Below are 13,211 nucleotides of genomic sequence, written 5' to 3' on the forward strand. Positions count from 1 at the left end.
TCACACGCTCGTGCGCTGCGGCCAGCAACGGCAATTGCGCAATACGTTGCGTAGGGTCAGCCACTACCGCCTGCAACAGGTGCTGCCAGTGTTGCGCCAGGCGCTCGATGGTGCTGGCGTCGAACAGGTCCGTGGCGTACTTGAGCACCGCTTCGATGCCATGCGCATGCTCGACCGTGTTAAGCACCAGGTCGAACTGGGCAGTCTGGCTTTGCCATTCCAGACGTTCAACGTGCAATTCGCTCAGGCCGGTTTGCGCATCGCTGCGGCTTTCGGCCTGGTGGTTGAACATCACCTGGAACAACGGGCTGTGGCTCAGGCTGCGGCCTGGCTGCAGCGCTTCCACCAGTTGCTCGAACGGCAGATCCTGATGGGCCTGGGCATCCTGCGCAGTCTGGCGGACCTGGCGCAGCAACTCGATGAATGAGCCCTGGCCATCGATATCAGCCTTGAGCACCTGGGTATTGACGAAAAAGCCGATCAACCGCTCGATTTCAGCGCGACCACGATTGGCCACTGGCACGCCGACGCGAATGTCTTCCTGCCCGCTGTAACGGTGCAACAGCACCTGGAATGACGCCAGCAACAGCACGAACAGCGTGGTGTTTTCCCGCTTGGCCAGGGTTTTGAGGCTTTCAGCGAGCACCTCATCAAGAATCAGGCGACAACTGGCCCCAGCAAAACTCTGCAGCGCCGGCCGTGGAAAGTCGGTGGGTAATTCGAGCACCGGCTGTTCGCCGCCGAGCTTGTCTTGCCAGTAGGCCAGTTGCCGCTCCTGCTCACCCGCCTCCATCCACTGGCGCTGCCATTGCGCATAGTCGGGGTACTGGATCGTCAACTCCGGCAACTGCACTGTTTGGCCCTGGCTGAAGCCGGCATAAAACTGCACCAGTTCCTCGACCATGACCTGCATCGACCAGCCATCGGAGACGATGTGGTGCAAGGTCATCACCAACACATGGTCGTCAGCGGCCAGACGTAGCAGACGTGCGCGCATCAGCGGGCCCGCCTGTAAATCAAAGAGTTTGCCTGTTTCTTGTTCGACAAATGCCTGCAAGTGCGCTTCCAGAGCCTCCCCCTGCGGCAGGTGCAGTTCATCGACATCCAGTGCAAAAGGCCCTGCTGGCAGGACCACTTGCAAGGGCTGATCATCTTGTTGAGTGAACACGCTGCGCAAGCTTTCGTGTCGATCGACCAGGGCCTCGATGCTGCGTTGCAACGCAGCGACATCCAGCCGGCCCTTGAGTCGCAGGGCCGTGGGGATGTTATAGGCCGTGCTCTGCGGCGCCCACTGCCAGAGGAACCACTGCCGTTGCTGGGCATAGGACAGCAACAACGGTTCTTCGGCCGCGCGCTGGAAAACCGGGGCAATCGTGAAAAGGTTCAGGCCTTTCTGTTTGAGCAGAACTGCCAGCGCCTTTCTTTGTTTGGCCGAAAGTTTCCCTACCGACTCGATTAACTCTTGCACGCGTTGTCCTCACTCAAGAAATCAGTTTTTCAAGATCATCGAGAGATAGACGTTTGAGGGCCTCCAGAGATTTAGCCAATTCATCCTGAACCGGCGACAAATCGGCGCGCAGGGCTTCGATGCGGTCACAGAACTGTTCCAGGGTATCTGCGGCAAACAACTCCTTGAGCGGTACCTGGTCACCCAGGCGTTCGCTGATCCGCGTGACCACCAGAGTCGCCAACAACGAATGGCCGCCGAGATGGAAGAAACTATCGTTCAGGCCAACCTGCTCGACTTCCAGCACTTCCTGCCAGATAGTCGCCACTTCCCATTGCAAGTCGGTGCGTGGCGCTTCGTAAGCCAATTGCCGTGGGTTGCCACCCAGTGCCAGCAAGACTTTGCGGTCGAGCTTGCCATTGGGTGTCAAGGGCAAGGCGCCGATCAGATGCAGATGGCTTGGCACCATGTGCGCCGGCAGGCTGGTCGCCAGACGGCTGCGCAGACTGTCCACCAGGTTTGGCTGGTCGCCAACATCCGGTTCAGCCACCACATACGCCAGCAACTGCTTGCCGCCAGCGCCGTCCTGAGTCAGCACCACCGCCTCGCACACCGCAGGATGTGCCAGCAGATGGGCTTCGACTTCGCTCAGCTCAATGCGGAAACCGCGGATCTTCACCAGGTGGTCGGCTCGCCCGATGTACTCGATGTCACCGTCTGCGCCCTGGCGTACCAGATCACCGCTGCGGTACAGCCGTTCCCCCCCCGTGGAAAACGGGTCAGGTACATAACGCTCGGCAGTCAGCCCCGGACGCATCAAATAACCGCGAGTGACCCCGGCACCTGCCAGGTACAACTCAGCCGCAACGCCCGCTGGCAAGGTTTGCAACTGCGAGTCCAACAAGTAGGCCGTGGTGTTTTCCAGCGGTCGCCCGATATTCGCCTGGCCACCCGGCACACGCAGGGTGAAGGTCGAATAGGTGGTGTCTTCCGATGGCCCGTACAGGTCATAGACGCGTTCCACCGCCGTGCTGGCGTACAAACTGTCGACCAGCGCCTGCTTGAGCGGCTCGCCCGCCAGGTTGATGGTTTGCACCGAGGCCGGAATCTGCCCGGCCCGCTGCAAGGCGGCAATCGCCGATGGCACGGTATTGATCAACCGTACACGCTCGCGTGCCGGTAACTCGGGCAAGGCCAGAGCGTTGTCCGCGAGCACCATGAAACCACCACCGGCCAGGGTGACGAAGATCTCCCACACCGACAGGTCGAAGCAGATTGAAGTCGAGGCCAGCACGCCTTGCAGGGCTTCGCGCGGATAGGTCGCCAGCGACCACTGGACCAGTGCCGTGACATTGCCATGGGTGATGGCCACGCCCTTGGGCTTGCCGGTGGAGCCGGAGGTGTAAATCACATAAGCCAGGTTGGCCGCGCAGGTCAGCGACGCCGGGCAGGTCTGCGGCCAGTCGTGCAGCCATTGCGGCCCTTGATCGACCAACAATACCTGCGCCTGCAACACCGCGGGCAGTACATCGCGCAACGGCGTTTCGGTCAGCACGACGGAGGCGTGGCTATCGTCGAGCATGTGCAGCAAACGTTCCTGCGGGTACTCCGGATCCAGCGGCACATAAGCCCCACCCGCCTTGAGAATCGCCAGCAGGCTGATGATCATCTGCGGGGTACGACGCAGGCAGACACCCACCCGAACTTCCGGGCCAACACCCAGCGCTCGCAACTTGTGCGCCAACTGATTGGCACGGGCATCAAGGGTGGCGTAATCCAGTTGCGCCTCGCCAAACAGCATCGCCAGCGCTTGCGGATCATGTCGTACCTGGGCTTCGATTTGCTCGACCACACTCGTAGCAATCACGACACGACCCGGCGACTGCCCCCAAGCCAATGCGGCCTGGCGCTGGTCTGTGCGCAACAACTCCAGCATTCCCAGCGGCTGGCTGGCATCAGCCACGAACTGGCCCATCAGGTGCTCCAGTTGCTCGGCCAAACGCCGGATACTCGCCGCATCGAAACAGGCTTGGTCAAAACTGCAACCCAGGGCCAACTCGCGACCCGCCACAGCCACCAGGGTCAGCGGGTAGTTGGTTTGCTCCTGACGACGAATCGGCGAGAACGCCAGGCCACTTCCCTGCCCTTGCTGCAAGGCTTCGGACATCGGGTAGTTCTCGAACACCAGGATACTGTCGAACAGCGGGCCTGCCCCCAATCCGGCCCAGCTTTGAATGTCATACAGCGGAGTGTGTTCGTGTTCACGCAAGGCCAGGTTAAGGTCCTGGACTTGCTGGATCCACTGCGCCACGGTCAGTTGCGGCGACGGCGTGGCAACCACTGGCAAGGTGTTGATAAACAGGCCAATCTGCTGCTCGACCCCAGGCAGGTCTGTCGGCCGCCCAGCCACAGTGGCACCAAAAGCAACCGTGGCCTGGCCGGTATAGCGCTGCAACAGCAACAACCAGGCGGACTGCATCAAGGTGTTGAGGGTGACTTTTTGCTCACGGGCAAAGCCGTTCAACTGTGCGGTCAGCTCGGCGCTGAACAGATGCTCATGGTCCGCATAACCATTGCCCAGTCTCTGTTGCGGCCCCACGGCGTCAGCCAGGCGAGTCGGCTCCTGCAAGTTACCCAGGGCCTCACGCCAGAACCCTTGGCTGGCCTGGGCATCACGCAGGCTCAACCACTCGATGTAATCGCGATAGCGCCCCTGTGCGGCAACCGGCGCCTGCCCGGCGTAACGCTGGAGTACCTCGCCAAACAGCTGCGAGGTACTCCAGCCGTCCATCAGAATGTGATGGCTGGTGTAAATCAGGTGATAAGTACTGGCACCGGTACGCACCAGGATTACCCGCAGCAGCGGCGCACAATCAAGCGCGAAGCCGGCTTGCAGATCCTCACGGGCCAACTGATCAAGGGCCGGTTCAAGATTCGCCCGGCCCTGCCAGTCGTGAATCACCATAGGCATGGGCACGTTACCCAGTACGATCTGCACCGGCGCATTCATCTGCGCCGGCCAGACAAACGCCGTGCGCAAAATGTCGTGAGCGTCCAGGGTCTGCTGCCAGGCTGCGCGGAAACGCTCGGCATCCAGTTGCTGGATGTCGACCCGCAACTGGTTGGTGTAGGCCGGGCCATCCGGCTCATGCAGGTTGTGGAACACAATCCCCTGCTGCATGGGCGACAACGGATAGAGGTCGACGATGTCCCGTGGCGTCACTGGCAGCCGCTCCAACTGCGCCTGGGTGAAATTCACCAGGTTGAAGTCCGACGGCGTCACACCACTGTGCTGCGCACTGCTGCAATGCTCGATCAACGCCGCCAGCTCCGCCGCGTAATCGTCGGCCAACGCCTGCACCGTGTGCTGGTGATACATGCCGGTACTGAATGTCCAGCTCAGTTCCAGTTCGCCGCCGTATACCTGGCCGTTGATGCTCAGCCAGTTGCTCAGTTCCCCCAGCTCACTGCGTGCGGCGCCGTCGGATTCCGGCGCCGGCACAAACAACGCGCCCTGGTCGGCGGCAAAATCGCCGTCGAACTGGCCCAGATAGTTAAAGGTAATACGCGGTTCACCAAGGGTCGCCAATGCCGCCTGGCTGGCGGCATCAGCGCAATAACGCAGCAGGCCGTAGCCAATGCCTTTGTTGGGCACTTGGCGCAGTTGTTCCTTGACTTGCTTGATCGAAGCATCGAACTCGGTGGCCGGAGTCAGCTTCACCGGGAACAAACTGGTGAACCAGCCCATTGTCCGGGAGATGTCCAGCTCATCGAACAAGGCTTCACGGCCGTGCCCCTCCAACTGGATAGCCACTGCAGGCTGTTGGCTCCAGCGGCACAACACGCGGGCCAGGGCGGTCAGCAACAAGTCATTGACCTGGGTCCGGTAGGCCGCTGGCGCGACCTTCAGCAGTTTGTGCGTCGTTGCCTGGTCCAGGCGGGTCGATACTCCATGGGTTTGAGACAGGCTCAAGCCGCCGTCCGGGTTGTCACGGGGCAAGTCCACCGCGCAGCCCTGCAAGCAATCCTGCCAATAACTCAACTGGGCCTTAAGCTCATCGCTCCGGGCATAGCCCTGCAAACGCTCGCCCCAGGTTTGCAGCGAAGCACCCTTGCCTGCCAGTTTGACCGGCTCACCGCGAGCCGCCTGGGTGTAGGCGCTTTGCAAATCTTCCAGCAACACCCGCCAGGACACCCCATCCACCACGGTGTGATGAATCACCAGCAGCAGGCGTTGTTGCCCCTCGGGCAGCTCCATCAATACCGCACGCAGCAACACGCCTTGTTCCAGGTTCAAGCTGCGCTGGGCCTGATCGGCCAAGGCCTGGACCTCATCAGCCGCCGCCAGGGCCGACGGCGTCCACAGCAGCTCACCAGGCACGCTGGCCTGATAGTCGGCGCACCATTGCTCGCCTTGTCGCGTGAATGCGAGGCGTAGCGCATCGTGCTGTGCGTACAAGGCTTGCAATGCCTGGTTCAACGCGGCCACATCCAGGCGAACATGAGGCTGCAGCAGGATCGACTGGTTCCAGTGATGGCGCTGGGGAATATCCATGGCAAAAAAACGTGCCTGGATCGGCAACAGTGTTTGGGCTCCGCTGATCTGCTGGGTGCTGGCCGGTGCCGTGGGGGCCTTGACCTCTACCCATTTGGCCACTTGCGCCAACTGGGCAATGGTCTGCTTTTCAAACAACTGCTTAGGGGTCAGCTTGATGCCACGACGCTTGGCACGGGCAATGATTTGCAGACTGAGAATCGAATCGCCACCCAGTTCAAAAAAGTTATCGCCAATGCCTACCTGTTCAAGCTTGAGCACCTGCGCCCAGACTTCGGCCAGCACTTGCTCCAGCTCATTGCTGGGGGCCTCGTAGACTTGAGTCTGTGCATCCGGAACCGGCAGGGCCTGGCGATCCAGTTTACCGTTGGCCGTCAGTGGCAAGCGTTCGAGCACAATGATCCGCGCCGGGACCATGTAATCCGGCAACAATCCCTGCAACTCTCGGGTCAGTCGTTCGGCATCGGTCGTGCTCGTCGATGCCAGTACGCAGTAGGCAACCAGTTGCAAACGCCCGGCATCGCTCTCCATCGGCAACGCCAGCACTGCTGCATCTTGCACGTCATCCAATTGCCGCAAAATTTGCTGGATCTCACCAGGTTCAACCCGGTAGCCACGGATTTTCACCTGATCGTCGCCGCGACCGAGAAACTCCAGCACGCCGTCGACACTGCGCGCACGGTCACCGGTGCGGTACACCCGCTCCCCCGTGCCCCCTTGTGGATCCGGGACGAAGCGCTCAGCGGTCAACCCAGGCTGATTCAGGTAACCCTGAGCCACACCGGCACCGCCCAGATACAGTTCACCCGCCACTCGTCCTGCGACCGGGTTGAGATAGGCATCCAGCAGGCGTGCGCGGGTATTGGCCAGCGGTTGACCGACGGGCACGCTCAGGGTCGCGGGCCGCTCACCGGTTACTTCATGGGTCAATACGCCGACCGTGGTTTCTGTCGGGCCGTAATGGTTGATGATCCGGCAATCCGGTGCCAACTGCGCCACCTGTTGCACCAATGACCAGGGACACGTCTCGCCCCCCAACACCAGCACATGGGCCGGCAGGACACCTGCCGGGTTGCCGGCCTGCAACAGGCTGTGCAAATGGCTGGGCACGACCTTCAGCGCACCGACCCGGTGTTCGCTCATGTAGCGGGCGAAACGGTCCGGGTCGAACGCATAGGCCTGCGGCACCAGATGCAACAGACGCCCGCTGGCCAGCGCAGCAAACAGCATGGTGTGCCCCAGGTCCGCCGCGAGGGTGGAGATCATCGCCAGGCTGGCATCGGTCGGCAGGCGCAGGCGCTGCAGAACCGCTTGCACGTAGTTGCCCAACGCCTGATGGCTGACCAGTACACCCTTGGGCTGACCGGTGGAACCCGAAGTGAAGATCAGGTATGCCGGTTGCTCGGGGGCTACTTCAAGGTTCAGCGGGGCAGCGTTGCACGCGGCAAACTGCGCTTCGTCATAGTCAAGCACCCGGCACTGGCAATCGATACGCAGGTCCCCCGCCGTGCGCAACAGCCAGGCCGCGCCACTGCAACTGAGCACCTGCTGCAAGCGCTCGGCAGGTTGTTGCACATCCAGCGGCAAGTAGACGCCACCGGCCTTGAGTACAGCCAGCAGGCCTACGGTCCAGGCCACGCTGCGCTCCAATGCCAGGGCCACTACCTCGCCACTGCGCAAACCTTGATCGAGCAAGTGCCGGGCCAGACGGTTGGACTGCTGCTCCAGCTCGGCAAAACTGATGAGTTCCTGCTCGCAGCGCACGGCGCCGGCATCGCCACGGGTTTGCCCGTTGGCTTGCCACAACGCCAGGAAATGCTTGTGCGCAAAATCTTGCGCAGCCTCTTCGCCAGCCACCCCGGCCACGGCAGGCCGTTGATGAATCAGAGCTGCAGGCGCCGCAACCATGTCCTGCAATACCGTCTGCAACGACTCGGCAATCGCCTCGACGGTGCGACGCTCGAACAGATCGGTCGCGTAACTGAAGCTGATCTGGATCCCCTGTTCAGTGTCGGTGAAATCCAGCGCCAGATCGAAGCGCGCGTCATTTTCCGCGATTTCGAAGGCTTCAATACCCAGCGCGGAAAAACTCCCCTGGCTGCTCTGGCCCAGGCCGCTGGCCGCCAGGTTTTGGTTGATTTTCACCTGGAACAAAGGGTTGTGACTCAGGTTGCGCTCAGGCGCCAGGGCATCCACCAACTGTTCGAAGGGCAAGTCCTGATGTGCCTGGGCACCGAATACGGCTTCTTTGACCTGAGCCAGCAATTGCTCGAAGCTCTGCTGCTCATCGACTTCGACCCGCAATACCTGGGTGTTGATAAAGAAGCCGATCAGGCCTTCGGTTTCGCTGCGATTGCGCCCAGCGTTGGGCGCACCCACGCGGATGTCGCTCTGCCCGCTCTGACGCGCCAGCACCACCGAAAACGCCGCCAGCACCAGCATGAACAAGGTATAACCGCGCTCGCTGCCAAGGTTTTTCAAGGCCTGGGACACAGCCTTGGGGCAATCGGCGGTGAACGCCGCACCCCGGTAACTCGGCACCGGTGGACGCTCGCGGTCCAACGGCAACGCCAGCAACGGCTGCTCGTCGCCCAACACCTGTTTCCAGTACTGCAACTGGCGCTCGCTTTCACCAGCCTCCATCCAACTGCGTTGCCACAGGGCGAAGTCCGCGTACTGGATCGGCAATACTGGCAACTGGGACTCACGCTGGTAGGCGATAGCGTCATACAGGTGGACAAACTCCTCGACCATCAACTGGCTCGACCAGCCATCGGAAACGATGTGATGCACCGTCACCACCAGCACATGCTCACGGGCATCAAGACGATAGAGCTTGACCCGCAGCAATGGGCCGTTGATCAGGTCGAAGGGCTGCGCCAATTCCTCGGCGACCAGCGCCTTGAGCCCGGCCTCCTGTGCTTGCAGGGCCACAGCGGGCACGTCGATGCGTTGCAGGCTCACCGGCGCGCTATCGTGAATTTCCTGATAGAAAGCACCGTCTTCCGATACGAACCGGGTGCGCAGCACTTCATGGCGCTGCACCAACGCATCAAAGGCCTGGCGCAATGTGCTTTCGTCCAGCTCGCCCTTGAGGCGCACCGCACGCGGCACGTTGTAGAACGAACTCTGCGGCTCCATCTGCCAGAGAAACAACAGGCGTTGCTGGGCAAAAGACAAAGGAATGCGGGGCACGTCATGGCGACTGGCGACAATCGGCAACAGCTTGAAGCTGTTATTGGCCTCGTTCATCTTCGCCAGGATCTGGCGCCGCTGCTCCAGACCCAGGCCGATGAAACGCTTGGCAATACGCTCTGCGGTAGTCTTATCCATTTCAAGCCTCCTCCATCAGGTCCATCATTTTTTCAATATCCGACAGCCCTTCTTCGCTCAGTGCCGAGCGGCTTTCGAGCACCGCCTGGGCGAACTCGGCAAGGGTTGGCGTTTCAAAGATCAGGCGCAGCGCAATGTCGATGCCCAATTGTGAGTTGATGCGCGAGACCGCCTGTGTCGCGAGCAATGAATGCCCTCCAAGATCAAAGAAGTTGTCGCCCAGGCCAATACGCTCGATGTGCAGGATGCCCTGCCAGATCTCGGCGATCTGTTGTTCAATCTCGGTTTCCGGCGCCTGATAAACCTGTTGTGCCAACACCGGATCGGCCTTGGGCAAGGCCTTGCGATCGAGCTTGCCATTGGGGCTCAACGGCATCCGCTCCAGGACGATCCACTGCCCTGGCACCATATAGTCCGGCAGGTTGCGCGCAAGGCTTGCGCCCAGCGCTGCGCCATACCGGGACTGATCCTGCTCGCTGCCCTGCAGCCGTTGCGCATCGCCAGGTACCACGTACGCCACCAGGCGTTTACCGGTCGGCCCGTCCTGCGCGATCACCACCGCCTCGACCACCGACGGCTGCTCCATGAGGCGCGCTTCGATTTCACCCAGCTCGATACGCAGGCCACGGATCTTCACTTGATGGTCGATACGCCCGAGGTACTCGATCACCCCGCTGGCCCGATGCCGCGCCAGGTCACCGGTACGGTACAAGCGCCCGGTGCCATACGGGTTCGGCACAAAACGCTCGGCGGTCAGCGCCGGGCGGCGGTGATAACCGCGAGCCAGGCCTTCGCCTCCCAGGTACAACTCACCCGCCACACCCACGGGCAACGGTTCCAGCTCCGGGCCGAGGATATAGGTGCCCAGGTTGGCAATCGGTTGACCGATCGGCACGCTGTCGCGCCCCTCATCGACGCATTGCCAATGCGTCACGTCGATGGCGGCTTCGGTTGGGCCATACAAGTTGTACAAGCGAGTCTGCGGCAGTTGTTTGAATACCTGCTGCTGAGCTTCCACCGGTAACGCTTCACCGCTGCAAATCACCTGGCGCAAGCCTGCGCAACTGGCCGCGCGGGCGTCCAGCAGGAAGGCCTGGAGCATCGAGGGCACAAAGTGCAGCGTGGTCACGGCGTGCTGATTGATCAGTTCGACCAAGGCGCCCGGATCACGATGCGCACCTGGCTCAGCCACCACCAGGCGCGCACCGGTCATCAGCGGCCAGAAGAACTCCCACACCGAAACGTCAAAGCTGAACGGGGTTTTCTGCAACACCGCGTCCGTTGCATCCAGTGCATAGGCTTCCTGCATCCAGCACAGACGGTTGGTCAGTGCCGCATGCCGGTTGCCGGCACCTTTGGGTTGCCCGGTGGAGCCGGAGGTGTAGATCACATACGCCAGGCTTTGCGGGTCCAGCTCGCGCTGCAGTCGCTCGGTACTGAAGGTTGCCACCGACTCACCGAGGTCAAGCAGCTGCACCCCTTGAGGAATCGGCAGTTGTTCGCGCAGGTGAGCCTGGGTCAACAACAGGCCGATACCACTGTCTTGCATCATGTAGCTCAGGCGTTCCTGCGGATACTCGGGATCGAGCGGGACATAAGCGCCGCCGGCCTTGAGCACGGCAAGCAAGCCAATGACCATCTCCAGCGAACGCTCCGCCGCCACGCCGACCAGCACATCGGTGCCAACCCCCAAGCCGCTGAGGCGCTGGGCCCATTGGTTGGCGCGGGCATCCAGTTGGGCATAGCTCAATTGTGTGTCGCCGAACACCAGGGCGATGGCCTCTGGCGTGCGCTCGACCTGCGCCTCGATCAACTGGTGTACGCCCAGATGCAGCGGGTACTCGGCCTGGGTCTGGTTCCAGCCCAGCAGCACTTGTTGAGCCTGGGCCTCGGCCAGCAGCGGCAACACGCCAACCCGCTGCGTCGGGTCGGCAACAATGGCGTGCAGCAGGTTCTGCCAGTGGCCGAGCAGTTGCGCCATGCTGTGCGGTGTAAACAGGTCAACCGCATAGGTCAGGGTCGCGACCAACTGCTCGTGCGCCTCGTAGGTTTCCAGGTTCAGATCGAACTGTGTCGTCCGGCCGCGGGCTTCAAGCCCCGATAGGCTCAGGCCCGGCAAGGCAATATCGACCCCTTTGCGGCCTTCGCCGAGGTGGTTGTACATCACCTGGAACAGCGGGCTATGGCTCAGGCTGCGCTCCGGCTGCAACGCTTGCACCAGTTGTTCGAACGGCAGGTCCTGATGGGCCTGGGCCTGCAGGGCGGTCTGTTTGACCTGATCGAGCAACTCGCTGAAGGTACCCTGCCCGTCCACCTCGGCCTTGAGCACCTGGGTATTGACGAAGAAGCCGATCAGACGCTCGATCTCCACCCGGTTACGGTTGGCGATGGGCACGCCGACACGAATGTCGTTTTGCCCGCTGTAGCGGTGCAGCAACGTCTGGAACGAGGCCAGCAGCAGCATAAACAGCGTCACCTGCTCACGCTGGGCCAGGGCCTTGAGTGAGTGCAGCAGGCTGGTCGGCAATGTCACCACCTGGCTCGCGCCGGCAAAGCTCTGCACACTCGGCCGTGGATAATCGGTGGGCAGTGCCAATACAGGCTGCTCGCCGCCCAGCTTGTCGGTCCAGTAGGCCAGTTGCCGTGCTTGTTCGCCGTCTTCCATCCACTGCCGTTGCCATTGCGCATAGTCGAGGTACTGCAATGGCAGTGCCGGCAGACTCGGCGCTTGCCCCTGGCTGTAGGCGGCATAGGTTTCAACCAGTTCGTCGACCATCACCTGCATCGACCAGGCATCGGAGACAATGTGGTGCTGGGTGAGAATCAGGACATGCTCGTCAGCCCCCAGGCGCAGCAGTTTCACTCGCAGCAAGGCGTCGTGTTTGAGGTCGAATGGGCGATGAGCTTCGGCGTCCACCGCAGCATCGAGCCCGTCCACGTTGTCCAACGCCTGCACCTCCAGTTGCAGGCCGGCCTGGGCATGAATCACCGGCAACACCTGCAGGTCATTCTGCGCAAACCCTGTCCGCAGGATTTCATGGCGGGCAATCAGGTTATTGAAGCTGCGCTCCAGTGCCAGCACGTCCAAGTGCCCTTGCAGGCGCAGGGCCAGAGGCAGGTTGTAGGCGACGCTCTGCGGCTCCAACTGCCAGAGGAACCACTGCCGCTCCTGGGCATAGGACAGGTGCAATACCTGGTCCCGAGGCACAGGCAACAAGGACGGTGCCGAACAAGCCTGTTCCTCACCCAAGGCCTGGACAAAGGTCTGCAAGGTGCTGTGTTCAAACAACGTACGCAGCGGTACTTCAGCGTTCAGCAACTGCCGCACTCGCGACATGACCTGGGTGGCCAGCAACGAGTGCCCGCCCAGCTCGAAGAAATTGTCCGTCAGGCCCACCTGCGCAAGCTTGAGCACGTCTTGCCAGATCTGCGCCACTTGCCGCTGCCGTTCGGTGCTCGGCGCCACATAGGTCTTCTGCACCTGACTGGCGTCCGGCTTGGGCAGGGCCTTGCGGTCCAGCTTGCCGTTGGGCGTCAGGGGCAGGCGCTCCATGAACAGCCAGTACTGCGGCACCATGTAGTCCGGCAGTTGTTGGTGCAGGCTGTGTTTCAGCGCTTCGCGCAAGGTGTCTTCTGACGCCTCGGGCGCCACCAGGTAGCTGACCAGCACCGGTCCTTGCGCACCGTCCTGGGCCACCACCACCGCTTCGCGTACCTCGGCGTGTTCCAGCAAACGTGCTTCGATCTCGCCCAGTTCGATACGGAAACCGCGGATCTTCACCTGATGGTCGATCCGGCTGATGTAGTCGATCACCCCGTCCGCGCGATACCGCGCCAGGTCGCCAGTACGGTAGAAACGCCCGCCCGGCTCGCCAT

Annotated in this window: 3 protein-coding genes; all 3 read right to left on the reverse strand. The window is 61.7% G+C overall.

All coding sequences use genetic code 11. From position 1 onward, the window contains the following. A partial coding sequence (locus FJD34_RS27955) for a condensation domain-containing protein (RefSeq protein ID WP_223232768.1) occupies positions 1 to 1,468 on the reverse strand: 1,468 nt, incomplete at its 3' end. A gap of 13 nt (positions 1,469 to 1,481) precedes the next feature. Next, entirely contained in the window at positions 1,482 to 9,335 is a 7,854-nt protein-coding gene (locus tag FJD34_RS27960; RefSeq protein ID WP_090291445.1) for a non-ribosomal peptide synthetase, read from the reverse strand. Between the two features lies 1 nt (position 9,336). Further along, positions 9,337 to 13,211: non-ribosomal peptide synthetase (locus FJD34_RS27965; RefSeq protein ID WP_146552298.1), on the reverse strand; the 3,875-nt coding region annotated here is incomplete at its 5' end.

Source organism: Pseudomonas brenneri (genome assembly GCF_007858285.1).
Taxonomy (GTDB): domain Bacteria; phylum Pseudomonadota; class Gammaproteobacteria; order Pseudomonadales; family Pseudomonadaceae; genus Aquipseudomonas; species Aquipseudomonas brenneri.

Excerpts from the sequence above, each read along its gene's own strand:
- FJD34_RS27960 (WP_090291445.1), bottom strand. The coding sequence starts at position 9,335 with ATGGATAAGACTACCGCAGAGCGTATTGCCAAGCGTTTCATCGGCCTG.